General features: G+C 70.7%; 24 protein-coding genes and 1 riboswitch. Of the genes, 9 read left to right on the top strand and 15 right to left on the bottom strand.

What is annotated here, in order from left to right; all coding sequences use genetic code 11:
- Positions 1–13: 13 nt before the first annotated feature.
- Genes OG746_RS09185 through OG746_RS09195 form a run of 3 tightly spaced genes read right to left on the bottom strand, consistent with a single transcriptional unit; the run spans position 14 to position 1,691 of the window.
- Positions 14–742, bottom strand: coding sequence for an isocitrate lyase/PEP mutase family protein (locus OG746_RS09185; RefSeq protein WP_266713286.1), 729 nt, complete (start codon positions 740–742; stop codon positions 14–16).
- The gene (locus OG746_RS09190) at positions 736–1,185 is read right to left on the bottom strand and encodes a carboxymuconolactone decarboxylase family protein (protein WP_266713288.1); all 450 of its coding nucleotides are present in this window, start codon (positions 1,183–1,185) and stop codon (positions 736–738) included. Before OG746_RS09190 ends, OG746_RS09185 begins: the two co-directional genes overlap by 7 nt.
- On the bottom strand, positions 1,182–1,691 hold the full coding sequence (locus OG746_RS09195; protein WP_266713290.1) for a carboxymuconolactone decarboxylase family protein: 510 nt from the start codon (positions 1,689–1,691) through the stop codon (positions 1,182–1,184). Before OG746_RS09195 ends, OG746_RS09190 begins: the two co-directional genes overlap by 4 nt.
- Before the next feature lie 46 nt (positions 1,692–1,737).
- On the opposite strand from OG746_RS09195, the gene pdxR reads away from it, so the two are divergent.
- Genes pdxR through OG746_RS09210 form a run of 3 tightly spaced genes read left to right on the top strand, consistent with a single transcriptional unit; the run spans position 1,738 to position 4,792 of the window.
- Positions 1,738–3,156: a MocR-like pyridoxine biosynthesis transcription factor PdxR gene (gene pdxR, locus OG746_RS09200; protein WP_266713292.1), complete on the top strand. Its 1,419-nt coding sequence runs from the start codon at positions 1,738–1,740 to the stop codon at positions 3,154–3,156.
- A gap of 48 nt (positions 3,157–3,204) precedes the next feature.
- The gene (locus OG746_RS09205) at positions 3,205–3,576 is read left to right on the top strand and encodes a hypothetical protein (RefSeq protein WP_266713294.1); all 372 of its coding nucleotides are present in this window, start codon (positions 3,205–3,207) and stop codon (positions 3,574–3,576) included.
- Between the two features lie 22 nt (positions 3,577–3,598).
- Positions 3,599–4,792, top strand: a complete 1,194-nt coding sequence (locus OG746_RS09210) for a glutathionylspermidine synthase family protein (protein WP_266713296.1) — start codon at positions 3,599–3,601, stop codon at positions 4,790–4,792.
- Positions 4,793–4,808: 16 nt separating this feature from the next.
- On the opposite strand, the gene rocD is transcribed toward OG746_RS09210, so the two are convergent.
- A complete protein-coding gene (rocD, locus tag OG746_RS09215) occupies positions 4,809–6,035 on the bottom strand; it encodes an ornithine--oxo-acid transaminase (protein ID WP_266718801.1) in 1,227 nt (408 codons plus the stop codon).
- A gap of 220 nt (positions 6,036–6,255) precedes the next feature.
- Positions 6,256–6,342: riboswitch (ZMP/ZTP riboswitch) on the top strand.
- Positions 6,343–6,385: 43 nt separating this feature from the next.
- Here rocD and OG746_RS09220 point away from each other — a divergent pair.
- Positions 6,386–7,834, top strand: coding sequence for a glycine hydroxymethyltransferase (locus tag OG746_RS09220; RefSeq protein ID WP_266713298.1), 1,449 nt, complete (start codon positions 6,386–6,388; stop codon positions 7,832–7,834).
- A gap of 742 nt (positions 7,835–8,576) precedes the next feature.
- Here OG746_RS09220 and OG746_RS09225 read toward each other — a convergent pair.
- On the bottom strand, positions 8,577–9,281 hold the full coding sequence (locus tag OG746_RS09225) for a hypothetical protein (protein ID WP_266713300.1): 705 nt from the start codon (positions 9,279–9,281) through the stop codon (positions 8,577–8,579).
- 147 nt (positions 9,282–9,428) lie between these two features.
- On the opposite strand from OG746_RS09225, the gene trpS reads away from it, so the two are divergent.
- Positions 9,429–10,445 (top strand): tryptophan--tRNA ligase, encoded by a 1,017-nt coding sequence (trpS, locus tag OG746_RS09230; RefSeq protein ID WP_266713302.1) that lies wholly within the window; start codon positions 9,429–9,431, stop codon positions 10,443–10,445.
- 69 nt (positions 10,446–10,514) lie between these two features.
- Positions 10,515–11,099 (top strand): 2'-5' RNA ligase family protein, encoded by a 585-nt coding sequence (locus OG746_RS09235; RefSeq protein WP_266713304.1) that lies wholly within the window; start codon positions 10,515–10,517, stop codon positions 11,097–11,099.
- Between the two features lie 54 nt (positions 11,100–11,153).
- On the opposite strand, the gene dprE2 is transcribed toward OG746_RS09235, so the two are convergent.
- Positions 11,154–11,909 carry a decaprenylphospho-beta-D-erythro-pentofuranosid-2-ulose 2-reductase gene (gene dprE2, locus OG746_RS09240; RefSeq protein ID WP_266713306.1) on the bottom strand — a complete coding sequence of 252 codons (756 nt, stop codon included), beginning with the start codon at positions 11,907–11,909 and terminating at the stop codon, positions 11,154–11,156.
- 73 nt (positions 11,910–11,982) lie between these two features.
- Positions 11,983–13,383: a decaprenylphosphoryl-beta-D-ribose oxidase gene (dprE1, locus tag OG746_RS09245; protein ID WP_266713308.1), complete on the bottom strand. Its 1,401-nt coding sequence runs from the start codon at positions 13,381–13,383 to the stop codon at positions 11,983–11,985.
- Positions 13,384–13,484: 101 nt separating this feature from the next.
- Here dprE1 and OG746_RS09250 point away from each other — a divergent pair, with 101 nt between their 5' ends.
- Positions 13,485–14,417 (top strand): YihY/virulence factor BrkB family protein, encoded by a 933-nt coding sequence (locus tag OG746_RS09250; RefSeq protein ID WP_266713310.1) that lies wholly within the window; start codon positions 13,485–13,487, stop codon positions 14,415–14,417.
- On the opposite strand, the gene OG746_RS09255 is transcribed toward OG746_RS09250, so the two are convergent.
- Positions 14,404–15,639 (bottom strand): D-alanyl-D-alanine carboxypeptidase family protein, encoded by a 1,236-nt coding sequence (locus OG746_RS09255; protein ID WP_323179567.1) that lies wholly within the window; start codon positions 15,637–15,639, stop codon positions 14,404–14,406. The two genes, OG746_RS09250 and OG746_RS09255, sit on opposite strands and share 14 nt — an antisense overlap.
- A 109-nt stretch (positions 15,640–15,748) precedes the next feature.
- On the opposite strand from OG746_RS09255, the gene OG746_RS09260 reads away from it, so the two are divergent.
- Both OG746_RS09260 and OG746_RS09265 read left to right on the top strand, forming a co-directional pair.
- Positions 15,749–15,991, top strand: a complete 243-nt coding sequence (locus OG746_RS09260) for an SCO4848 family membrane protein (protein ID WP_266713314.1) — start codon at positions 15,749–15,751, stop codon at positions 15,989–15,991.
- A gap of 12 nt (positions 15,992–16,003) precedes the next feature.
- Complete coding sequence (locus OG746_RS09265; RefSeq protein WP_266713316.1) at positions 16,004–17,257, top strand: metallophosphoesterase; 1,254 nt, start codon at positions 16,004–16,006, stop codon at positions 17,255–17,257.
- Positions 17,258–17,276: 19 nt separating this feature from the next.
- On the opposite strand, the gene OG746_RS09270 is transcribed toward OG746_RS09265, so the two are convergent.
- From OG746_RS09270 to sdhA, 7 genes are all read right to left on the bottom strand, one after another.
- A complete protein-coding gene (locus OG746_RS09270) occupies positions 17,277–18,452 on the bottom strand; it encodes a D-alanyl-D-alanine carboxypeptidase family protein (RefSeq protein ID WP_266713318.1) in 1,176 nt (391 codons plus the stop codon).
- Between the two features lie 56 nt (positions 18,453–18,508).
- Positions 18,509–19,159 carry a TetR family transcriptional regulator gene (locus OG746_RS09275; RefSeq protein WP_266718803.1) on the bottom strand — a complete coding sequence of 217 codons (651 nt, stop codon included), beginning with the start codon at positions 19,157–19,159 and terminating at the stop codon, positions 18,509–18,511.
- An 83-nt stretch (positions 19,160–19,242) separates the two neighbouring features.
- Positions 19,243–19,782, bottom strand: a complete 540-nt coding sequence (locus OG746_RS09280; RefSeq protein ID WP_266713320.1) for a thiol-disulfide oxidoreductase DCC family protein — start codon at positions 19,780–19,782, stop codon at positions 19,243–19,245.
- Entirely contained in the window at positions 19,779–20,186 is a 408-nt protein-coding gene (locus OG746_RS09285) for a hypothetical protein (RefSeq protein WP_266713322.1), read from the bottom strand. Before OG746_RS09285 ends, OG746_RS09280 begins: the two co-directional genes overlap by 4 nt.
- A gap of 133 nt (positions 20,187–20,319) precedes the next feature.
- The gene (locus OG746_RS09290) at positions 20,320–20,721 is read right to left on the bottom strand and encodes a VOC family protein (protein ID WP_266713324.1); all 402 of its coding nucleotides are present in this window, start codon (positions 20,719–20,721) and stop codon (positions 20,320–20,322) included.
- A 103-nt stretch (positions 20,722–20,824) separates the two neighbouring features.
- On the bottom strand, positions 20,825–21,601 hold the full coding sequence (locus OG746_RS09295; protein ID WP_266713326.1) for a succinate dehydrogenase iron-sulfur subunit: 777 nt from the start codon (positions 21,599–21,601) through the stop codon (positions 20,825–20,827).
- Complete coding sequence (sdhA, locus tag OG746_RS09300) at positions 21,601–23,355, bottom strand: succinate dehydrogenase flavoprotein subunit (RefSeq protein ID WP_266713328.1); 1,755 nt, start codon at positions 23,353–23,355, stop codon at positions 21,601–21,603. The genes OG746_RS09295 and sdhA overlap by 1 nt, the downstream gene beginning before the upstream one ends.
- Between the last annotated feature and the right edge of the window lie 15 nt (positions 23,356–23,370).

Raw genomic sequence — 23,370 nt, forward strand, 5'->3', positions numbered from 1 at the left:
TGCGGGAGCGGACCTACCGCAACCCCTCCGCGATCTCCCGCACCGCCCCCATCGCCCTCCGCTGCAAGCCCGGGCCGAACGTGATCCGGGTGGCCCCCAGTTCGCCCCACTCGCGCGGGGACGGGCCGTCGGGCGGGGCGCCGACGTTGATCGGGCCCTCGATGCCGGAGCGCAGGGCCGGAACAGCCTCCGCCGGTGCGCCGATCGGGTAGACGCAGTCCGCGCCCGCGGCGATGTACAGGCGGGCGCGTTCCACCGCCTCGGCGATCGGGTCCGCGGCGCCGCGGATGAACGTGTCGATGCGGGCGTTCAGGACGACGCGGTCGGATGCCGCCGAGCGGAACTCGGCCAGCCAATCCGCTTGCGCGTGCGGGTCGTTGAGTGTGCCGTCCGGGTGCGAGTCCTCCAGGTTGCAGCCCACGGCTCCCGTTTCCAGGAGGCGTTCCACCAGTTCCTTCGGGGCGATCCCGTAGCCGGCCTCGATGTCCGCCGACACCGGCACCGACACCGCGCGCACGATCCTGCGGACCGCCGCGAACATCTCGTCCGCCGGGGTCTGCCCGTCCTCGTAGCCGAGTGACGCGGCGACTCCGGCGGACGGTGTCGCGAGGGCAGGGAAGCCGGCTTCCTCGAAGACGCGGGCGCTCGCCGCGTCCCACGGGCCGGGGAGGACGAGCGGGTCGGCGGGGGAGCGGTCGTGGTGCAGGGCGCGGAACGTATCGGCGGCGCTCGGACTCACCATGCGGGGCCTCCAGGCTCGATGCGCCGGCTCACCATCAGCCGGTTCCAGTTGTTGATGACCACGATCGAGGCGATCAAGTGGGCGAGTTCCTGTTCCGAGAAGTGCTTTGCCGCCGCCTCGTACGCCTCGTCCGGGACGTAGCCGTCCGTCAGGAGCGTCATCGCGTCCGTGAGTGCGAGGGCAGCCCTTTCCCGGTCGTCGAAGACCGCGCCCGCCTCGCGCCATGCGTTCAGGAGCGCGATGCGGTGTGCGGTCTCGCCGTTCGTGCGCACCGCGATGTCCACGTGCATGTCCAGGCAGAACGCGCACTCGTTGAGCTGCGAGGCCCTGATCGCCACCAGTTCCGCGAGGACCGGGTCGCCGAGGCCCTTCTTGGCGGCGGCGCTCAGCGCCTGCATCGCCGTCCGGACCCCGGCGTCCAACTGTCGCGTACGAGCGGTCACTTGAAGTCCCCAGGCGTGTAGTGGCCCGGCGACTGGCGGGTCGAGACGCCGAAGCGGTTCCAGGCGTTGATGACCGTGATCGCGGCGATCAGCTGGGCCAGCTCCTGCTCGTCGTAGACCTTCGCCGCCTTCTCGTAGACCTCGTCCGACACGAAACCGTCGGTGAGGACCGTGATCGCCTCGGTCAGTTCGAGGGCCGCGATCTCCTTCTCCGTGTAGAAGTGCTGCGACTCCTCCCACGCGCTGAGCTGGATGATCCGCTCCACGCTCTCGCCCGCCGCCAGGGCGTCCTTGGTGTGCATGTCGAGGCAGAGGGCGCAGCGGTTGATCTGCGAGGCGCGGATCTTCACGAGTTCGGCGATCTTCGGGTCCACGCCCGCGCGGGCGGCCGCGTCCAGCTTGATCATCGCCTTGAAGACCTCGGGGGCCTGGCGGGACCAGTCGAGGCGGGGGGTGTGCTCGTGCACGTACGGGGCGTTGTCGGTGCTGTTCTCGTTGTTCGTCATGCTTCGAGCCTACGAAGGGAGTAGCCCAGGAGTATGGTCCATTTACGTGGAAGAATCTTGGGCCAATTCGGTCTCCGGGCGGGCGCTCGGTATCGATCTGCACATCGAGCCGCGCGCCTCCGGCGGTGTACGGCGCGGCCTCACCGACGCGCTCCGTGAAGCCGTACGCGGCGGGCGGCTCGCCCCCGGTGTCAGGCTGCCCGCATCCCGGACCCTCGCCGCCGACCTCGGCCTCGCCCGCAACACGGTCGCCGACGCCTACGCCGACCTCGTCGCCGAGGGCTGGCTCACCGCCCGGCAGGGCTCCGGCACCCGGGTGGCCGAGCGGCCGGGGCGGGCGCCGACGCCGGTCCCCGTCACGAACCGCGTCCCCTTCGGCGGGTACCGCTACGACCTCATGCCCGGCCGCCCCGACCTCGCCTCCTTCCCCCGCGCCGAATGGCTGAAGGCCGCCCGCCGCGCCCTGAACGCCGCCCCGAACGATGCCCTCGGCTACGGCGACCCGCGCGGCCGCCCCGAACTGCGCGCCGCCCTCGCCGCCTATCTGGCCCGCGCCCGCGGCGTCCAGGCCTCGCCGGAGCGGATCGTCGTCTGCGCCGGGTTCGTGCAGGGCATGATCCTGCTCGGCGAGGTGTTGCACCGGCGCGGCGTGCGCGACGTCGCCGTCGAGTCGTACGGGCTCGATCTGCATTGGGGCTATCTGACCCGGCCGGGACTGCGGACCCGGCCGCTTCCCTTCGACCAAGAGGGTGCGGATGTGAGGGAGTTGGGTGGGGAGGGGGCTGCTCTGCTTACTCCCGCCCACCAGTTTCCTCTCGGCGTCGCCCTGCACGCGCGACGTCGTGCCGCCGTCGTCGACTGGGCGCGGCGCACCGGCGGGCTGATCCTGGAGGACGACTACGACGGCGAGTTCCGCTACGACCGGCAGCCCGTCGGCGCCCTCCAGGGCCTCGACCCGGACCGCGTCGTCTACCTCGGCACCGCCAGCAAGTCCCTCGCCCCCGGACTGCGGCTCGGCTGGATGGTGCTGCCCGCGTCGCTCGTCGACGAGGTCGTCGAGGCCAAGGGGTACACCGACTGGTCCTGCGGCGTCCTCGACCAGCTCACCCTCGCCGAGTTCCTTGAATCCGGCGCGTACGACCGTCATGTGCGCGCCGCCCGGCTCCGCTACCGGCGCCGCCGCGACCAGCTCGTCGCCGCCCTCGCCGAGCGCGCCCCGGCAGTGCGCGCCACCGGCATCGCGGCCGGACTGCACGCCGTGCTCCAACTCCCGCCCGGCACCGAGCGATCCGTCGTACAGGCCGCCGCCTGGCAGCGCCTCGGCATCTCCGGCCTGGCCGAATTCCGGCACGAGGACGCGCCCGCGCCGGACGACCCCATGGACGCCCTGGTCGTCGGCTACGGAACCCCGCCCGATCACGCATGGCCGGGCGCGTTGGATACCCTGTGCCGGGTCCTGCCCTAGGGCGGGCACAGAGAACGGAAAAGTACGGCGAATCACGGGGGAAACGTCATGAACGACAGCAAGGACAGCAAGGACGCCGCGAACAAGGCGGCCACCCAGCGGCGGCTGCGCTCCGGCACCGTCGCGCTCGGCAGCGTGGGTCTGCTGGCCGCCGCGCTCACCGCCTGCTCCTCGGACTCCGACGTCGACAAGCGCTGCATCGACCGCAACAGCTACAACGCGTCCAAGGGCTACAAGGTCGTCTCCGACAAGTACTGCAAGTCCTCGTCCACCAAGTCCTCGGTGAACGGCAGTTGGTACTACGGCGGCAAGAAGAAGGGCAGCCGCGTCGGCAGCGGCTCCTTCACCAAGTCCTCGGGCGGCGGCGTCACCCGCGGCGGCTTCGGCAGCGGCGGCAAGGGCGGAAGCTCCGGCGGCTGAGCCGGGACGGCCCGAGAAACCCATGAAGCGACACACCATCACCCCGCGCCCCGGCTGGCAGCAGACCGTCGAGGAACAGGGGCTCATCTACCCGCTCACCCGCTACCCCGACGACTCGCTGCGCCCCTACTGGGACGAGAGCGCCTACTACGAGTTCTCCCTCCCCGAGGTCGAGGCGCTCGAAGAGGTCGTCGAGGAGCTGCACCGCATGTGCCTCGCCGCGGCCGAACACATCGTCCGCAACGACCGCTTCGCCGACCTCGGGATCACCGACCCGGGCGTCGCCGCGGCGGTCGCCGAGGCCTGGGAGCGACGCGCCGAACTCCCGTCCGTCTACGGCCGGTTCGACCTGCGCTACGACGGCACAGGCCCCGCGAAGCTCCTCGAGTACAACGCCGACACCCCCACCTCCCTGGTCGAGGCCGCGAGCCCCCAGTGGTTCTGGATGGAGGAGCGGTTCCCCGGCGCCGACCAGTGGAACTCGCTCCACGAGCGGCTCGTCGACGCCTGGAAGAAGCAGGCCGCCCTGCTCCCGCCGGGCAGCCCGCTCTACTTCGCGCACTCCTCGGCCGACGAACTCGGCGAGGACCTGATGACCGTCGGATATCTGAAGGAGACCGCCGAACAGGCGGGCCTGGAGACCGACTGGATCTCCATGGAGGAGATCGGCTGGGACAGCCTCTCCGAGCGCTTCGTCGACAACCAACTCCGGTTCATCCGCAGCTGCTTCAAGCTGTACCCGTGGGAATGGCTGACCTCCGACGAATTCGCCCCGCACGTCCTCGCCGGCCTCGACAACGGCGGCGGCACGGGTACGACGATGTGGATCGAGCCCGCCTGGAAGATGCTGCTCAGCAACAAGGCGCTCCTCGCGGTGCTTTGGGAGCTGTACCCCGGCCACCCGAACCTGCTGCCCGCCTACCTCGACGGCCCGCGCGAGCTGGCGACCGATCCGACCGGCCCCGGCTATGTGTCGAAGCCGCTGCTCGGGCGCGAGGGTGCGGGCGTCACGATCCACGAACCCGGGTCCGTCCCGCCCGCCCCCGAAGAGCCCTGCTGCTACCAGGAGTTGAGCGAGCTGCCCGACTTCGACGGCAACCGCGTCGTCCTCGGCGCGTGGGTCGTCGAGGACGAGGCGGCCGGCCTCGGCATCCGGGAATCGGCGGGGCTTGTCACGGACGAGTACGCCCGCTTCCTGCCCCACGTCATCCTGTGAGCCTCGGTAAAAGGGCCTACGCGCCCAGCACCGCCCGCAGCTGATCGAGGCCCCAGTCCAGATCGTCCTTGCTGATCACCAGCGGCGGGGCGATCCGGATGGTGGACCCGTGGGTGTCCTTCACCAGGACCCCGCGGTCCATCAGCTTCTCCGAGATCTCCCGGCCCGTCCCGTACGACGGATCGATGTCGACGCCCGCCCACAGGCCGCGCCCGCGCACCTCGGTGACCTTCCCCGTCCCCGCCAACAGGCCCAGCTCGGCGTGCAGATGCTCGCCCAGCTCCGCCGCCCTCTCCTGGAACTCCCCGGTGCGCAGCATCGCGATCACCTCGAGGGCCACCGCGCAGGCGAGGGGATTCCCGCCGAACGTCGACCCGTGCTCGCCCGGCCGGAACACCCCGAGCACGGCCTTGCTCGACACCACCGCCGACACCGGCACGACCCCGCCGCCGAGCGCCTTGCCCAGCACGTACATGTCCGGCACCACGCCCTCGTGCTCGCACGCGAAGGTACGTCCCGTGCGGCCGAGCCCCGACTGGATCTCGTCGGCGATGAACAGCACGTTCCGCTCGCGCGTCAGCTCCCGTACGCCCGCGAGATAGCCCGGCGGCGGGACGAGCACGCCCGCCTCGCCCTGGATCGGCTCGAGGAGCACCGCCACCGTCTCGTCCGTGACCGTGGCGCGCAGCGCGTCCAGATCCCCGTACGGGACGATGTCGAAGCCCGGCGTGTACGGACCGAAGTCGGCGCGCGCCTCCTCGTCGGTGGAGAAGCTGACGATGGTCGTCGTACGGCCGTGGAAGTTGTCGCTCGCGACCACGATCCGAGCCCGCCCGTCCGGCACGCCCTTGACCCGGTAACCCCACTTCCGGGCGGTCTTCACGGCGGTCTCGACGGCCTCCGCGCCCGTGTTCATCGGCAGCACCATCTCCATGCCGCACAGCTCGGCGAGCTCCGTACAGAACGCCGCGAACCGGTCGTGGTGGAAGGCCCGCGACGTCAGCGTCACCCGCTCCAGCTGCTCCTTCGCGGCCTCGATGAGGCGACGGTTGCCGTGCCCGAAATTGAGCGCCGAGTAGCCGGCGAGCATGTCGAGGTAGCGGCGCCCCTCGACGTCCGTCATCCACGCGCCCTCGGCGGTGGCGACGACCACCGGGAGCGGGTGGTAGTTGTGCGCGCCGTGGTCTTCGGAGGAGGTGATGAAGTCCTGCGTGGCGTGTCCTGCGGTGGTCGGTGGAGTCACAGAAGTCACGGGATCTCCGTTCGTCGCGGCTCGTGGCGCTGGGTGTGGGACGGGCTTGTGGCCCCTTCCTATCGTCGCTCGCGATGTGGACGTGGAAACCTCGCCGGACGACGCGCCCGCTGTGCTTTCCCGGGGGACAACCCCCGAACCCCCGGCCGGACGAGCCCGGTCGACCGGCGAGACCCGAGCGGACTCGGTGTGGCAAACCTGAGTAGGGTGAGGGCAGGGCCGTGACTGGCGCGCTGGGATGGGATCGACCATCGGGGAGCGGCCCGAGCCGTGTGTGCCGTGCGCCTGGGCCGACCACCCGTGAACCGACCGCGTATCGACCGTGTCCGGAGGCTGCCCCCATGACCGATGCCCGCTTGACCCCCGAATCCACCGCGTACCGCGCCGCCCTCGATGTCGTACGGGGCGTGGAGCCGCGCGTCGCCGACGCCATCGCGCAGGAGCTGACCGACCAGCGCGAGATGCTCAAGCTGATCGCGTCCGAGAACTATGCGTCCCCGGCGACGCTGCTGACCATGGGCAACTGGTTCAGCGACAAGTACGCCGAGGGCACCATCGGCCGCCGCTTCTACGCCGGCTGCCGCAACGTCGACACCGTCGAGTCGATCGCCGCGGAGCACGCCCGCGAGCTGTTCGGTGCCCGGCACGCGTACGTGCAGCCGCACTCCGGCATCGACGCCAACCTCGTCGCCTTCTGGGCCGTGCTCGCCGACCGCGTCGAGGTGCCGTTCCTCGCGAAGACCGGCGTCCGCCAGATCAACGACCTCACCGAGGCGGACTGGGCCGAGCTGCGCCAGGCCTTCGGCAACCAGCGGATGCTCGGCATGTCGCTGGACGCCGGTGGTCACCTCACGCACGGCTTCAGGCCGAATATCAGCGGAAAAATGTTCGATCAGCGGTCCTACGGCACCGACCCCGCCACCGGGCTCATCGACTACGAGGCGCTGCGCGCGCAGGCCCGCGAGTTCAAGCCGATGATCATCGTCGCCGGTTACTCCGCGTACCCGCGCCTCGTGAACTTCCGGATCATGCGGGAGATCGCCGACGAGGTCGGGGCGACGCTCATGGTCGACATGGCGCACTTCGCGGGGCTCGTCGCGGGCAAGGTGCTCACCGGTGACTTCGACCCGGTGCCGCACGCGCAGATCGTCACCACGACCACCCACAAGTCGCTGCGCGGTCCGCGCGGCGGCATGGTGCTGTGCGACGACTCGCTGAAGGACCAGGTCGACCGGGGCTGCCCGATGGTGCTCGGCGGGCCGCTGCCGCACGTCATGGCCGCGAAGGCGGTCGCCCTTGCCGAGGCGCGGCAGCCCGCGTTCCAGGACTACGCGCAGCGCATCGTCGACAACGCGCGGGCGCTGGCAGAGGGCCTGACGCGGCGCGGCGCGACGCTCGTCACCGGCGGCACGGACAACCACCTCAACCTCATCGACGTGGCGTCCTCCTACGGCCTCACGGGGCGCCAGGCCGAGTCGGCGCTGCTCGACTCCGGCATCGTCACGAACCGCAACGCGATTCCGGCGGACCCGAACGGGGCGTGGTACACGTCCGGCATCCGTATCGGTACGCCGGCGTTGACCACGCGGGGGCTCGGCGCGGGCGAGATGGATGAGATCGCGGCGCTCATGGACCGGGTGCTGGCGGCCGCCGAGCCGGGGACCACGAAGTCCGGGGCGGTGTCGAAGGCGAGTCACGTGCTGGAGCCGAAGGTTGCGGACGAGGTTGCCCAGCGGGCGACGGATCTGCTGGCCGGGTTCCCGTTGTACGGCCAGATCGACCTGGGCTGAGCCCCTCCGTGGCGTGGGGCGGGTAACCGTCCTACGCCACGGGGCTCCGCCCCGGCCCCCGCGCCTCAAGCGCCGGCGGGGCTAGATTTGCCCAACCCGCCGCTGGGCTTCAAAGATCGGGGCTCCGCCCCGGACCCCGCTACTCAATCGCCGCAGGGGCTTGATTTGCCCCGCCCATCTCCCACCACCCGCCCCCTCCGGGGGCGTCGGCCCGACGGGGCACCGCACCCCGCCTTGGGCAATCCGCCGGCAGCCACGGCTCCCCACCCGCTGCGGTCGGACCGCCCCCGCCTTGGGCAATCTGCCGCCTTGGGCGGCAGGGTGGGCAAGGCGGCACCCCGGTGCCGCGCACCCCTCACGACAGGCGCCGACCACGTCGCCGCCCCGGGCCCCGGCTCCGCGCGACAGGCACCGTCTCCGCCCGGGATGCCGGAGCCCCCGGAGGGGGCGGGTGGTGGGAGGCGAGCGGGCAGCGTCGCAGCCCGGCACCAGCCCCGGCGGCCGTGGGTGGTGAGTGGGCAGTGGTGCAGCCCGGCACCGTTCCTGGCGGTCGTGGGTGGTGAGTGGGCCGTGGTGCAGCCTGGCACCGGCCCGTGGGTGGTGAGTGGGTAGTGGTGCGGCCCGGCACCGTTCCTGGCGGTCGTGGGAGGTGAGTGGGCAGTGGCGCCGCCCGGCATCGTCCCCGGCGGCCGTGGGTGGTGAGCGGGCAGTGGCGCAGCCCGGCACCGTCCCCCGCGGCGCCTTACAGGTCGATCAGTTGTTGGCGTGGTTCTCGTGGTTCCCGGGGGTCGCGTGGGTCACGAGGGCGTATGCGTATTCGCCAGATCAGCGCCGCCGCGGCGAGGCCCACCGCCACGCCCGCCAGCCCCCACCACCACGGGTTCCGGGTGGGGAGATTCTCCGGGGGATCGGTCGTGGGGAAGACTCCGGCCCGCGTCAGCTGGTCGACGAGGGTCGGGGACGCGTGGTGCCAGCGGAGGTCGTCGTCGTTCACGTCGACCATCGGGTCCGTGCGGATCCACGGCGTGCCGTCCTTCGCGAAGATCAGCTGGTCCTGGCGCTCGATGACCGTGTCGGTGCCGGGCGCGCTGTGGGTCTGGGGCCAGCCCGCCACCCCGGTCAGACCCCATATGACCGTGGCCGCCACGGGCGGGAAGTCGCCCTCCTGCCAGGCGTCCGGCACCCGCTCCGTCACCGCGTCGAACCCCGTGGTCAGGCGCTCAAGACGGGCGAAGTTCCGGTCCTCGTTGTGCAGGGCCACCGAAGGGCCCGCCCCGGCGCCGGGCGCGATCACCACCGCCAGATCCGGCACATCCATCCCGGTGCCGGGCTGCGTCGGCCGGGCGTGCGCGGCGGACGCCCCCGCCGACAGCGCCGCCACCAGCAGCGCCACCACCACGAGCAGCACCCGGGCCCACCGGAGCCCACCCCCTCGTACGTACTGCATCGCCACCCCCGTCGACGCGCCCCCACGTGACTCCCGCCACATCGACAAGCTACCGGCGCCCACTGACAACGACCAGGCCGCCCACCGCCCGGTAAAGGACCTTTGGCCGCTGCGGAGCTGTGTGGCGCACCTGAGACAATGAGGCACATGGCCTCTGATGTTCGCCCTCGTGTGCTCTCCGGGATCCAGCCCACCGCCGGCTCGTTCCACCTCGGCAACTACCTCGGTGCGGTGCGCCAGTGGGTCGCGCTGCAGGAGTCCCACGACGCCTTCTACATGGTCGTGGACCTGCATGCGATCACCGTTCCGCAGGACCCGAAGGAGCTGCGGGCCAACACCCGGCTCGCCGCCGCGCAGCTGCTCGCCGCGGGGCTCGACCCGGAGCGCTGCACGCTGTTCGTGCAGAGCCACGTCCCGGAGCACGCGCAGCTCGCCTGGGTCATGAACTGCATCACGGGCTTCGGTGAGGCCTCCCGTATGACGCAGTTCAAGGACAAGTCCGCGAAGCAGGGTGCGGACCGTGCCTCCGTCGGACTGTTCACGTATCCGGTTCTCCAGGTCGCGGACATCCTGCTGTACCAGGCGAACCAGGTCCCGGTCGGTGAGGACCAGCGCCAGCACATCGAGCTGACCCGCGACCTCGCCACGCGCTTCAACGGCCGCTTCGGCGACACGTTCACGCTCCCGGCGCCGTACATCCTCAAGGAGACGGCGAAGATCTACGACCTTCAGGACCCGTCGATCAAGATGAGCAAGTCGGCGTCGACGCCGAAGGGCCTCATCAACCTGCTCGACGAGCCGAAGGCGACCGCCAAGAAGGTCAAGAGCGCCGTCACCGACACCGACACCGTGATCCGCTACGACGCGGAGAACAAGCCGGGCGTCAGCAACCTGCTCACCATCTACTCCACCCTCACCGGTGCCGGTATCCCGGAACTGGAGGAGAAGTACGAGGGCAAGATGTACGGTGCGCTGAAGACGGACCTGGCCGAGGTCATGGTGGACTTCGTGACACCGTTCCGGACCCGCACCCAGGAATATCTGGACGACCCGGAGACGCTTGACTCGATCCTGGCCAAGGGCGCGGAGAAGGCGCGGGCGGTAGCCGCCGAGACCCTCTCCCAGGCCTACGACAAGGTCGGCTTCCTGCCCGCCAAGCACTGAGGCCTTCAGAAAACTGAAAGCTTCGCAGCGCGACGCCACCCGCCCGCCACACGACGACAGGAGTATGACGTGGGGACCGTAACGATCGGTGTCTCGATCGCGGTCCCGGAGCCGCACGGCAGCCTGCTCCAGGAGCGGCGCACGGGCTTCGGCGACGCCGCGGCGCACGGCATTCCCACGCACATCACCCTGCTCCCGCCGACCGAGGTGGAGGGCGGCGACCTCACGGCGATCGAGGCGCATCTGGAGGAAGTGGCCTCCGGTGGGCGCCCGTTCGCGATGCGGCTTTCCGGCACGGGTACGTTCCGGCCGCTGTCACCCGTCGTGTTCGTGCAGGTCGTCGAGGGCGCCGAGGCCTGCACCTGGCTGCAGAAGCAGGTGCGGGACGCCTCGGGCCCGGTCTCCCGCGAGCTGCAGTTCCCGTACCACCCGCACGTGACCGTGGCGCACGGTATCGACGAGGAGTCGATGGACCGTGCGTTCGCGGAGCTCGCCGAGTACGAGGCGGCCTGGGCGTGCACCGGGTTCGCGCTCTACGAGCAGGGCGCCGACGGGGTGTGGCGCAAGCTGCGGGACTTCGCCTTCGGCACGTCGGCGCTGCCCGCGCAGACCTCGGGCCGCACGACACGCGGACCCCGGCTCCCGGCGAGCTGACCCCTACGTAGAGCTGGCTCTACGTAGAGCCGACCCTACGTAGAGACGTAGAAGTCACACCGGCAGTCGCCGGAACACCGGCCGCGGCACATGCCGCAGCGCCGACATCACCACGCGCAGCGTCCCCGGCACCCACACCGTCTCCGACCTGCGCCGAAGCCCCGTCTCGATGGCCTGTGCCACCGCTCCGGGCGTCGTGGCCATCGGCGCCTCGACGAGCCCTGCCGTCATCTTCGACCGTACGAATCCGGGGCGGACGATCATCACGTGCACGCCCGTCCCGTGCAGCGCGTCCCCGAGCCCTTGCGTGAACGCGTCGAGGCCCGCCTTGCTGGAGCCGTAGATGAAGTTGGCGCGGCGGGCCCGCTCGCCCGCCACCGAGGACAGGACGACGAGCGAGCCGTGGCCCTGGGACTGCAGTGCCCGCGCGCAGACGAGGCTCGCGGAGACGGCGCCCGTGTAGTTGGTCTGGGCGACGCGGACCGCCGACATCGGGTCGTCCTCGTCGCGGGCCTGGTCGCCGAGGATGCCGAACGCGAGCAGCACCATGTCGATGTCGCCCTCGGCGAAGACCTTGCCGAGCGTCTCCTCGTGCGCGGTGGGGTCCAGCGCGTCGAAGGGGACCGTACGGGTGTCGGCGCCCAGGGCGCGCAGCCGGGCGGCGGCCTCGTCGAGCGCGGGGGAGGGGCGGCCCGCCAGCCACACGGTGCGGGTGCGCCGGGCGACGAGGCGGCGGGCGGTGGCCAGCGCGATCTCGGAGGTGCCGCCGAGGACGAGCAGGGACTGGGGGGTGCCGAAGGCGTCTTTCAACGGGGGCTCCTGGGAAGGGCGTTGGGTGGGCGGCTGGTCACAGGGGACGGGCGCCGCCCACGCGGGTGGCTGGTCACAGGTTCAGGCGTCGTGACAGGTCCGAGCGGAACACCCCCTGCGGGTCCCAACGCGCCCGCAGCGAGCGGAAGTCGTCGAGGCGCGGGTACATGGCGGTGAGCAGCTCGGGCCGCAGCCGGGAGTCCTTGGCGAGGTGGACGCGCCCGCCCGCGGCGGCCACCTCCTCGTCCAACTCGTCGAGGAACGCACCCAGTTCGGGCAGGTTCGCCGGGATGTCGAGCGCGAGGGTCCAGCCGGGCATCGGGAACGACAGCCAGCCCGGGTCCCCTTCGCCGAAGCGCTTGAGGGTGGCGAGGAGGGACGGGCAGCGGCGCTCGGAGACGCGGTGCACGATGCGGCGCAGCGCCTCTTCCTGGCCGTGCCCGACGACGAACTGGTACTGCACGAAGCCGCCGCGCCCGTAGACGCGGTTCCAGTGCGGGACGCCGTCGAGCGGGTGGAAGAACGTGGAGAGCTTCTGAAGTTCGCCGGTGCGGGCCCTGGGCGTCGTGCGGTACCGGAGCTCGTTGAACAGGCCGACGCTCGTGCTGCCGAGCAGCCCTTCGGGGAGGAAGTCCGGGGCCGCGGGGAGGCGGGCGGGGCGGAACTCCAGCGGGGTCCTGCGGGCGCGTGCGGGCAGCGCGTCGAGCGGCGCGTGCTCGGCGCGCGTGAGCACTCCGCGGCCGGTCGCGGCGCCGCGCGCGAGCAGGTCGACCCAGGCGACGGAGTAGGGGTGACGGTGGTCCGTGGCGGTGAGCCGGGCCATCAAGTCGTCGAAGTCGGCGGCCCGTTCGGTGTCGACCGACATCAGTGAGGTCTCGACGGGCTGCAGTTGGATCGTCGCCGTGAGGATGATCCCGGTCAGGCCCATGCCGCCGGCCGTCGCGTCGAACAGCTCGCTGCCGCGCTCCACGACGCGTACCCCGCCGTCGGCGGTGAGGAGTTCGAGCATGGGGACGTGGCGGGCGAAGGAGCCGGAGACGTGGTGGTTCCTGCCGTGGATGTCGGCGCCGATCGCCCCGCCGACCGTGACATAGCGGGTGCCGGGGGTGACCGGCACGAACCAGCCGAGGGGGAGAAGCACCTCCATCAGGCGGTGCAGCGAGACGCCCGCGTCGCACAGCACGGTGCCGCCGGCGGCGTCGATGGCGTGGATCCGGTCGAGCCCCGTCATGTCGAGGACGGCCCCGCCCGCGTTCTGCGCCGCGTCTCCGTACGCCCGGCCGAGCCCCCGCGCGATGCCTCCGCGGCGCCCCGTGGCGGCGCAGTCCCGGACCGCGAGGACCGCGTCCTCGTAGGAGCGGGGGCGGATCACGCGGGCCGAGGTGGGGGCGGTGCGGCCCCAGCCGCTGACCGGTACGGAGTGCGGGACGGAGGGGAGAGTGGGTACGGGATCGGTAGCGGGGTCGGCAACCATGACGGTGACCGTATCGCCCGAAGGTGCGAAGTTTGTCGTAAACCTTGCGTCTGCTCACCGGAACGGGTGATCGAAGTGGGGATGGGGGGCAGGCTGGGATCATGGATTGGCTGAAGAAACTCCCTGTCGTCGGGCCGCTGTTCGCCCGGCTGATGCGGACGCACGCCTGGCACGCCTACGAGCGGCTCGACGAGGTCCGCTGGTCCCAGCTCGCAGCGGCGATGACGTTCATCAGCTTCCTCGCGCTGTTTCCGCTGCTCACGGTGGCCGCGGCGGTGGCCGCCGGCACCATGGGCCCGGACCAGCAGAAGAAGCTGGAGCAGACGCTCAGCGACCAGGTTCCAGGTATCTCCGACCAGTTGGACATCGGGGCGCTGGTCGACAACGCGGGCACGATCGGGCTCATCGCCGGAGCGCTGCTGCTGTTCACGGGTGTCGGCTGGGTCGGCTCGATGCGGCAGTGCCTGCGGGACGTGTGGGAGCTGCCGGACCCCGACGAGAACCCGATCATGCGCAAGCTCAAGGACGCCGGGATCCTCGTCGGGCTCGGTCTCGCGGGCATCGTGTCGATCGCGGCGTCCGCGCTCGCGGCCACGGCCGTCGACTGGACGGCCGACCAGATCGGCATCGACAAGGCGGGCTGGGGCGGGATACTGCTCCAGGCCGCCGCCTTCGCGATCGCGGTCCTCGCGGACTTCCTGATCCTGCTCTACGTCCTGGCCCTGCTGCCCGGAGTGCAGCCGGGCCGCCGCGATCTGATCACCGCGGCGCTGATCGGGGCGGCGGGCTTCGAGCTGCTGAAGCTGGTGCTCAGCGGCTATATGAAGGACGTCGCGGCGAAGAGCATGTACGGCGCGTTCGGCACACCCGTGGCCCTGCTCCTGTGGATCAACTTCACCGCGAAACTGCTGCTGTTCTGCGCGGCGTGGACCGCGACGGGCCGCGTCGGCCTGCGCAAGACGGAAGAAGCGGAGGCCGAGGCGGAGGCGGCGGACGAGGCTGCGGACGAGGCGGAGGAGATCAGCCCTTCGTGATCTTCAGCGGCCACTTCTTCCGCACCACGAACACCGCGCCCGCGAGCACCACGAGCACGCCGCCCACGATCGCGAGCGCGATCCCGACGCCGCTGGAGCCGCCGGTGACCGCCGCGTGCGCGGCCGACTTGGCGCCCTCTTCACCAGAGCTCGGGGACGCGGCGCCCGCGGGCGTCTCGCTCTTCGACCCGACGAGATGGCCGACGGGGGAGACCTTGCCGTCGGCCTGGAACCCCCAGTCGAAGAGCCGCGCGGTCTCCTTGTAGACGGCGTCGCTCTCCTTCGCCTTCGGGTTCATGACGGTGACGAGCAGCACCCGGTCGCCGCGCTCGGCGACCCCGGTGAACGTGGCCCCCGCGTTCGTCGTGTTGCCGTTCTTCACGCCCGCGATGCCCTTGTACGCGGGCAGGCCCAGGGAGCCGGTGAGCAGCCGGTTGGTGTTCTGGATCCCGAACTGCTTGGTGGTCTTCCCCTTCTTCTGCTTCATGGGGAACTCGGCGGTGGGCGTGGCGGCGTACTCCCGGAAGTCCTTCTTGTGCAGCCCGGAACGGGCGAAGAGCGTCAGGTCGTACGCGGAGGAGTGCTGCCCCGGCATGTCATAGCCGTCGGGGCTGACGACGTGGGTGTCGCCCGCCTGCAGCTCGTCGGCGTGCGCCTGCATGTCCTTGACGGTCTGTGCGACGCCCTGGTTCATGGCGGAGAGCACGTGCACCGCGTCGTTGCCGGAGCGCAGGAAGACGCCCAGCCACAGATCGTGCACCGAGTAGGTGAAGCCCTCCTTGATGCCGACGAGGCTGGACCCCGCGCCCATCCCCGCCAGGTCGGACGGCACCACCTTGTGCGTCGTCGTCTTCGGGAACTTCGGCAGCACGGTGTCCGCGAACAGCATCTTCAGCGTGGAGGCGGGCGGCAGCTGCCAGTGCGGGTTGTGCGAGGCGAGCACCTCGCCCGACTCGGCGTCGGCGACGAGCCAGGACTTCGCCGTCAGATCCTTCGGCAGGACGGGCGCGCCCTTCTGAAGGTTGACCTGCGTCCCCGGTTTCCCCAACTGGGCGCCGCCCACTTGGGACATCGACGCGGGCGGCTTGGCCTCGGTCTTGTCCTTGTCCTTGTCCGCGGCGGCCGCGGGCAGCGCACCGGCGAACGTCAGGGCGGAGGCGGCGAACAGCACCGCGGCCTTCTTCAAGTGCGACGTCGGTCGCGCGGCGTGGGAGTCGGGCACGCTGGTGAAGGTACCTGTACCTGCCCCGTAAGTCTCCACCGCTGCGACCTGTGTTCGCCCCGACCCACCCCGGCGGCGGTGCGTGAGGCCGCGCGGCGATACTGAGGGTATGAAGCTCAGCCGCCCCGTGTCCTGGTTCCTGCTCGCCTTCGGGGTGTGGAGCTGGTTCATCTGGATCACTTTCGTCAAAAACCTCGTCAAGGACGGCAGCGGCCTCGCCTTCGACGACGCCGGGGATCCGACCGCGTACTTCTGGGTGCATCTGACGCTCGCCGTCGTCTCCTTCGTATTGGGGACGGTTGTCGGGGGCATCGGGTTGCGTTCGGTGCGCACACTGCGTCGGACCTCATAGGCGTCCGGGCAGATGATCGTCGTCTTCGTACTCATCGCCGCCGCCGTCCTCGCGGCGTTCGCGGCCCTGCACTACTACGCGTGGCGCCGCCTCGTACGCGAGACGACCGCCAAGGGCGGGTGGCCCAGACGGATCGGCACCCTGGTGTTCGTGGCCGGGCCCGTGCTGATGTTCGCGGCGCTGGCGGCGGAGCGGGCCGGGGCGCCGTTCCTGCTGCAACAGGTGCTGGCCTGGCCCGGGTTCCTGTGGATGGCGTTCGCGCTGTATCTGTTGCTCGCGCTGCTGGTGGGGGAGGTCGTGCGGCCTCTGTTGCGGCGGCTCATCGACCGCAGGAGGCCGACCGCCACCGCCGTCGCCGCGGAAGGGGCCTCGGTGCGCGTTCCGGTGCCGGAGCTGCGGGAGCTGGAACCGGTCCCGGGGCTCGCGCCCGAGGCGCCCGCGCCCACCCGCCGGCTCGTCCTCGCCCGGACCGTCGGCGCCGCCGCGACCGTGGCCGCCGCGGGAGTCGTGGCCGGTGGCGCGTACGGGGTGCTGCGCGGGCCCACGGTCAAGCGGGTCACCGTGCCGCTGGCCAAACTGCCGCGCGCGGCCCACGGGTTCAGGATCGCCGTGGTCAGCGACATCCATCTCGGGCCCGTGCTCGGGCGGGGCTTCGCCGAGCGGGTCGTCGAGACGATCAACGCCACGCAGCCCGATCTCATCGCCGTCGTCGGTGACCTGGTCGACGGGAGCGTGGAGGACCTCGCGCCCGCCGTCGCGCCGCTCGCGCGGCTGAGCGCGCGGCACGGGACGTACTTCGTCACCGGCAACCACGAGTACTTCTCCGGCGCCGACCCGTGGGTGGACCATGTGCGCGAGCTCGGGCTCCGGCCGCTGGAGAACGCGCGCGTCGACATCGGGGCCTTCGACCTCGCGGGCGTCAACGACATCGCAGGCGAGAACTACGGCGAAGGACCCGACTACGCGAAGGCGCTCGGCGACCGCGACACCTCCCGCGCCTCCGTCCTCCTCGCCCACCAGCCCGTGATGATCCACGAGGCGGTGAAGCACAGCGTCGACCTGCAGCTCTCCGGGCACACCCACGGCGGCCAGCTGTGGCCGGGCAACTTCGTCGCGGCGGCCAGCAATCCGACCCTCGCGGGCCTCGACCGGTACGGCGACACCCAGCTGTACGTCAGCCGGGGCGCGGGCGCGTGGGGGCCGCCGGTGCGGGTGGGCGCGCCGTCCGACATCACCGTCGTCCAGCTGGCGTCCAAGCAGGCCTGAGCCGCCGCCCTGCGCCGCTCTACGCCTTCCTGCGCCGTCCCGTCGGCTTCCCGCGGCGGCGCAGGGCCAGCAGGCCGCCGCCGGCGAGGGCCGCGAGGGCCATGGAGCCGCCGAGCGCCCAGTCGTCCCCGTGCGCGCCGGTGGACGTGCTCGCGGCGGGTCCCGCGCCCGCCACGTGGGGCGCGCGCGTCGACGTCGACTTCTTCGACTGCTCGCTCAGCGGCGTGACCAACTCGCCGACGGGGCGCACCTTGTTCGCGGCCGCGAAGCCCCAGTCGAGCAGCGCGGCCGTCTCCTCGTACACGGCCTCGTAGCCGGACTTCGGGTGCATCACGGTGACCAGGAGGGTGCGGCCGCCGCGGGTGGCGGCGCCGGTGAAGGTGTTGCCCGCGTGCGAGGTGTAGCCGTTCTTGACGCCGATGAGGCCCTCGTACGGGGCGACGCCCTGCCCGGTGAGGAGGCGGTCGGTGTTCTGGATCTGGAACGTCTTGGAGCCGCCCGCAGGGAAGTCGGCGACCTTGGTGGCGCAGTAGCCGCGGAAGTCGTCGTTCTTCAGCCCGGCGCGGGCGAACAGCGTCAGGTCGTACGCGGACGAGAGCTGCCCCTTGTGGTCGAAGCCGTCGGGGCTGACGACGTGGGTGTCGTTCGCCTGGAGGTCCTTCGCGCGGGCCTGCATCTGGGCGACGGTCTTCGCGACGCCCCCGTTCATGTTCGCGAGCACATGCACCGCGTCGTTGCCGGAGCGAAGGAACACGCCCTGCCACAACTGGTGCACGCTGTACGTCGTCCCGGCCTGGACGCCGACGAGGCTGGAGCCGAACGGTATGTCCGCGAGGTCCTCGGCCGTCACCTTGTGCTTCAGCGTGCTGTCGAACTTCGGCAGCACCGTGTCCGCGAACAGCATCTTCAGCGTGGAGGCGGGCGGCAGCCGGCGGTGCCCGTTGTACGAGGCGAGCACCTCGCCGCTGTCGTTGTCGGCGATCAGCCAGGCCTTCGCGGCGAGCTTCGGCAGCTTCGGCGCGCCGGCCGCGCGCCGCACCTGCAGACCCGAGGCGGCGAGCCGCGAACCGCCGATCGCGGAGGCGGCCGAGGCGGTCTGTGCGGGCAGCGCGAGGGCGGCTGCGGCACCGGCCCCGAGGCCGAGGGCGGTGCGGCGGCTGAAGTGCGGAGAGGACGCTGAGGTGGTGCCGGACATCCCGTGAAGGTACAGGCCAAAGCGCAGGTAAAGACCAGCGGGTCCGCCCGCGGGGCTCAGTCCTTCGTGCGCTTCGGCTTCGGCAGCGAGCGCGTCATGCCCGGCAGGAAGTCGATGAACAGCTCGTGCACCTCGAGGACGAGCGGCCGCAGCACCCGGAACCGGGCGAGCGCCACGCCCCGCGTCGTGAGCCGGGCGCCGCGCTCGGCGAGCCGACGGCTGCGCTCGTGCCCCTCGGACCTGTCGAACACCCAGTACAGGACGAGCCCCATCTGGGACAGCCACATCAACTCCGGGAGGATCTCGGCCAGTTCGTCGGGCACCTTGGCCTTCGACCCGGCGAGCACCTCCCGGTGGAGTGCGATCGCGGCTTCCCGGGCGGTCTTGGACTCGGCGGAGAACGGGCTGAGAGGGGAGTCCGGGTCGGCCGCGTTCTTGAAGAACTGGGCCGCGAACTCGTGGTACGGCTCGGCGATCTCCAGCCAGGCCCGCAGCACGCCCGCGAGCCGCGCCTGGAGGTCGGTCTCCGTGTCGAGCACGGACCGGACCGCCGCCTGGTGTTCGGCGGTGATCCGGTCGTAGAACCCCTGGATCAGGTGTTCCTTGCCCCCGAAGTAGTAGTACGCGTTGCCGACCGAGACCCCGGCCTCCTGGGCGATGGCCCGCATGGTGGTCTTGTCGTAGCCCCGCTCCCGGAACAGCCGCATCGCGGTCTCCAGGATCAGCGCCCGTGTCTGCTCGCTCTTCGCGCCTTTGCCGTCGGCCTTCTCTGCTGCCACGGTCCTTGAGCCTAATCGCCCGGGCGGCAGGCGCTGTCACAGGCGGGCGGCTCGTCCTGGTAGCCGTACGCCTCGTAGTACCAGCCGTCCTTCGGGTCGTACGTCCACCCGTCGGCCCGCCGGTAGGGGACGCCCCAGGCCTGGTCCTCCCAGCGTGCCGCCCGGTACTTGGCGGCGGTGAGGACGACCCGCTTGGCGATCTTCATCCCGGCGGGCGTGGCCAGCCGGTGGGCCGTGGCCCGGTGGTCGCGCAGCGCCCACATGCAGACGATCCACGCGGCGGAGTCCCGGTACAGCTGCCCGCCGTCCCCGATCACGGTGATGTCGGTGAGGGTCGCGGCGTGGTCGAGCTCCGGGTAGCGCCGCCGCGCCTCCTGCGAGCCCGCGGGCACGAACTCCAGCGGCACCAGCTGCCGCTGCTTGGCCAGCCAGTTGTGCGCGAACGTGCACAGCGGGCACTCGGTGTCGTAGAGGACCGTGAGCCGGCGGACCGGGGCCACCCCCGTGACACCCCGGTCCACCGGCTTCCCGGCCGTCGCCACCGCTGTCACGCCCCGGCCACCGGAGCGGTCCAGCCCTGCGGCGGGACGGGCGGCTGCTGCTCGTTCTCCATGATGCCGCGCCGCCGGATCTTGTTGAGTACGTAGACGTTGCCCAGGTGCATCACGCCGAGCACGAGCAGGACGACGCCCAGCTTGGTGGACAGCGCCTCGAACACCTCGCGGGTGCTGCCGAGCTGCTCGTCTCCGCTCAGGTACAGGGCGACGAAGCCGAGGTTGACCAGATAGAAGCCGACCACCAGCAGGTGGTTGACGGCGTCGGCGAGCTTCTCGTTCCCGTGCAGCACGTCGGCCAGGAAGACCCGGCCGTTGCGGCTCAGGGTGCGGGCCACCCAGATGGTCAGACCGATGCTGACGACGAGGTAGACGACGTATGCGACGACTGTGAGGTCCATGCCCCACCCTCCTTGAACGCGTTCAAAAACGCTGACAGTCATGAAGGTAGACCTGTTTTTGAACATGTTCAAGCGGGAGTCGTCGTACGTGACGGGGGTCTCAGGTGAAGTTCTCCGATGGCGGCCGGAAGGCTCAGTTCCGCGCCAGCTCCGGCCTCTTGAGGTAGTCCGTGAAGCCGACGACGTTGCCCCACGGGTCGGCGAACTCCACGACGTACCCGGTGGAGGTGGAGAAGGGTGGGTCGAGCAGCTCGATGTCCGCGGCGCGCAGCGCGTCGGCCGTGGCCCGCGCGTCCGGCACCTCCAGCCACAGCCGCGCGGCGGGCCAGGCGGGCGGCCGGTGGCCGAACCCGTCCTCGACCCGCAGCAGCACGCCGGGCGTCTCCTTGCCGGCCGCGAGCAGCGCGATCCCGGCCTCGTCGATACGGAACTTCACAGGGAAGCCCACGCGCTCGTAGAAGGCGACGGCCTCGGCCAGATCGCCGACGGGGAACAGGGCGTTGTCGAACCCGAGGATTTCCAGCTCATGTGGCATAGCGGCAGATTAGCGAGCAACCGGGCAAAAACGGCGAAGGCCCCGCTCCCGGAACGAATCCGGGAGCGGGGCCTTCAGAGCCCTGCGGCGAAAGCCGGGAAGGTCAGAAGCGGCGCGTGATCAGCGCCCGCTTCACTTCCTGGATCGCCTTGGTGACCTCGATGCCACGCGGGCAGGCGTCCGTGCAGTTGAAGGTCGTGCGGCAACGCCACACACCGTCACGGTCGTTGAGGATCTCCAGGCGCTGCTCCCCGGCCTCGTCACGCGAGTCGAAGATAAAGCGGTGGGCGTTCACGATGGCGGCAGGACCGAAGTACTGGCCGTCGTTCCAGAACACCGGGCAGGACGACGTGCACGCGGCGCACAGGATGCACTTGGTGGTGTCGTCGAAGCGGGCCCGGTCCTCGTCGGACTGGTAGCGCTCACGCGTCGGCTCGTTGCCCTTGGTGACGAGGAACGGCATGACGTCGCGGTACGCCTGGAAGAACGGGTCCATGTCCACCACGAGGTCCTTGAGGACCGTGAGGCCCTTGATGGCCTCGACCGTGATGGGCTTCTCCGGGTTGATGTCCTTGAGAAGCGTCTTGCAGGCCAGACGGTTCTTGCCGTTGATCCGCATCGCGTCGGACCCGCAGATGCCGTGCGCGCAGGAGCGACGGAACGTCAGCGTGCCGTCCTGCTCCCACTTGACCTTGTGCAGCGCGTCGAGAACCCGCTCCTTGGGGTCCATCTCCAGCTGGAAGTCCTGCCAGGTCGACTCGTCGGAGACCTCAGAGTTGAACCGGCGCACGCGCAGCGTGATCGTGATGTTCGGGGTGTCGGCGAAGCCGGGCTCGGGCGCGCCTGCCGCTTCCGCCTTGTCCATGGTGGGGGTAGCCATCAGTACTTACGCTCCATCGGCTGGTAGCGGGTCTGGACGACCGGCTTGTAGTCGAGACGGATGGACTCGGAGCCGTCGTCGCCGACCTCGCGGTACGCCATGGTGTGGCGCATGAAGTTGACGTCGTCCCGGGTGGGGAAGTCCTCGCGGTAGTGACCGCCGCGGGACTCCTTGCGCGCCAGGGCGGAAGTCGCCATGACCTCGGCCAGGTCGAGCAGGTTGCCCAGCTCGATGGCCTCCAGGAGGTCCGTGTTGAACCGCTTGCCCTTGTCCTGGACGGACACGTTCTTGTAGCGGGCGCGCAGCTCGGCGATCTTCTCGACGGCCGTCTTGATCGTCTGCTCGGTGCGGAACACCATCACGTTGGCGTCCATGCACTCCTGCAGCTCGTTGCGGATCACCGCGACGCTCTCGGTGCCCTGCGAGTCACGCAGCCGCTCGACGAGCTCCTCGACCAGCGTGGCCGGGTCCTCCGGCAGCTCGACGAACTCGGTCTTGTGCGCGTACTCGGCGGCCGCGATGCCCGCACGACGTCCGAAGACGTTGATGTCGAGCAGCGAGTTGGTGCCGAGACGGTTGGCGCCGTGCACGGAGACACAGGCGACCTCACCGGCGGCGTACAGGCCGGGGACGACGGTGGTGTTGTCCGCGAGGACCTCACCCTCGACGTTCGTCGGGATGCCGCCCATGGCGTAGTGCGCGGTCGGCTGGATCGGGATCGGGTCCGTGTAGGGCTCGATGCCGAGGTACGTACGCGCGAACTCGGTGATGTCCGGGAGCTTGGCGTCGAGCTGCTCCGGCGGGAGGTGCGTGAGGTCGAGGTAGACGTGGTCGCCCTCGGGGCCGCAGCCGCGGCCCTCACGGATCTCCGTGTAGATGGAGCGGGACACGACGTCACGGGACGCGAGGTCCTTCATGACGGGCGCGTACTTCTCCATGAAGCGCTCGCCGTCCTTGTTACGGAGGATGCCGCCCTCACCACGGGCGCCTTCCGTAAGGAGGATGCCCATGCGCCAGATGCCGGTCGGGTGGAACTGGAAGAACTCCATGTCCTCCAGCGGGATCCCGCGCCGGTAGCAGGCGGCCTGGCCGTCGCCGGTCAGGGTGTGCGCGTTCGACGTCACCTTGAAGAACTTGCCGGTGCCGCCGGACGCGTAGATGACCGACTTCGCCTGGAAGATGTGGATCTCGCCGGTGGCCAGCTCGTAGGCGACCACACCGGCGGACTTCTTGACGCCGTCTTCCTCGACGATCAGCTGGTCCAGGACGTAGAACTCGTTGAAGAACTCCACGCCCTCCTTCACGCAGTTCTGGTACAGCGTCTGAAGGATCATGTGGCCCGTGCGGTCCGCGGCGTAGCAGGACCGGCGGACCGGCGCCTCGCCGTGGTTACGGGAGTGACCGCCGAAGCGGCGCTGGTCGATCGTGCCGTTCGGGGTGCGGTTGAACGGCAGGCCCATCTTCTCGAGGTCGAGGACCGAGTCGATGGCCTCCTTCGCCAGGATCTCGGCGGCGTCCTGGTCGACCAGGTAGTCGCCGCCCTTGATCGTGTCGAAGGTGTGCCACTCCCAGTTGTCCTCCTCCACGTTGGCGAGCGCCGCGGCCATGCCGCCCTGCGCCGCGCCCGTGTGGGAACGCGTGGGGTAGAGCTTGGTCAGCACGGCGGTGCGGCTGCGCTTCGTCGACTCGATGGCCGCGCGCATGCCGGCGCCGCCGGCGCCGACGATGACGGTGTCGTACTTGTGAATCTTCACTGGTTCGCTCGCCTC

This window comes from Streptomyces sp. NBC_01016 (assembly GCF_026341035.1).
GTDB lineage: Bacteria > Actinomycetota > Actinomycetes > Streptomycetales > Streptomycetaceae > Streptomyces.

What these genes read in the sequence shown, in the direction of transcription:
- OG746_RS09185 (WP_266713286.1), bottom strand. Translation starts at nt 742, where the DNA reads ATGGTGAGTCCGAGCGCCGCCGATACGTTCCGCGCCCTGCACCACGAC.
- OG746_RS09195 (WP_266713290.1), bottom strand. Translation starts at nt 1,691, where the DNA reads ATGACGAACAACGAGAACAGCACCGACAACGCCCCGTACGTGCACGAG.
- OG746_RS09205 (WP_266713294.1), top strand. Translation starts at nt 3,205, where the DNA reads ATGAACGACAGCAAGGACAGCAAGGACGCCGCGAACAAGGCGGCCACC.
- OG746_RS09210 (WP_266713296.1), top strand. Translation starts at nt 3,599, where the DNA reads ATGAAGCGACACACCATCACCCCGCGCCCCGGCTGGCAGCAGACCGTC.
- OG746_RS09220 (WP_266713298.1), top strand. Translation starts at nt 6,386, where the DNA reads ATGACCGATGCCCGCTTGACCCCCGAATCCACCGCGTACCGCGCCGCC.
- OG746_RS09225 (WP_266713300.1), bottom strand. Translation starts at nt 9,281, where the DNA reads ATGCAGTACGTACGAGGGGGTGGGCTCCGGTGGGCCCGGGTGCTGCTC.
- trpS (WP_266713302.1), top strand. Translation starts at nt 9,429, where the DNA reads ATGGCCTCTGATGTTCGCCCTCGTGTGCTCTCCGGGATCCAGCCCACC.
- dprE1 (WP_266713308.1), bottom strand. Translation starts at nt 13,383, where the DNA reads ATGGTTGCCGACCCCGCTACCGATCCCGTACCCACTCTCCCCTCCGTC.
- OG746_RS09250 (WP_266713310.1), top strand. Translation starts at nt 13,485, where the DNA reads ATGGATTGGCTGAAGAAACTCCCTGTCGTCGGGCCGCTGTTCGCCCGG.
- OG746_RS09260 (WP_266713314.1), top strand. Translation starts at nt 15,749, where the DNA reads ATGAAGCTCAGCCGCCCCGTGTCCTGGTTCCTGCTCGCCTTCGGGGTG.
- OG746_RS09265 (WP_266713316.1), top strand. Translation starts at nt 16,004, where the DNA reads ATGATCGTCGTCTTCGTACTCATCGCCGCCGCCGTCCTCGCGGCGTTC.
- OG746_RS09270 (WP_266713318.1), bottom strand. Translation starts at nt 18,452, where the DNA reads ATGTCCGGCACCACCTCAGCGTCCTCTCCGCACTTCAGCCGCCGCACC.
- OG746_RS09275 (WP_266718803.1), bottom strand. Translation starts at nt 19,159, where the DNA reads ATGCGGCTGTTCCGGGAGCGGGGCTACGACAAGACCACCATGCGGGCC.
- OG746_RS09285 (WP_266713322.1), bottom strand. Translation starts at nt 20,186, where the DNA reads ATGGACCTCACAGTCGTCGCATACGTCGTCTACCTCGTCGTCAGCATC.
- OG746_RS09290 (WP_266713324.1), bottom strand. Translation starts at nt 20,721, where the DNA reads ATGCCACATGAGCTGGAAATCCTCGGGTTCGACAACGCCCTGTTCCCC.
- OG746_RS09295 (WP_266713326.1), bottom strand. Translation starts at nt 21,601, where the DNA reads ATGGCTACCCCCACCATGGACAAGGCGGAAGCGGCAGGCGCGCCCGAG.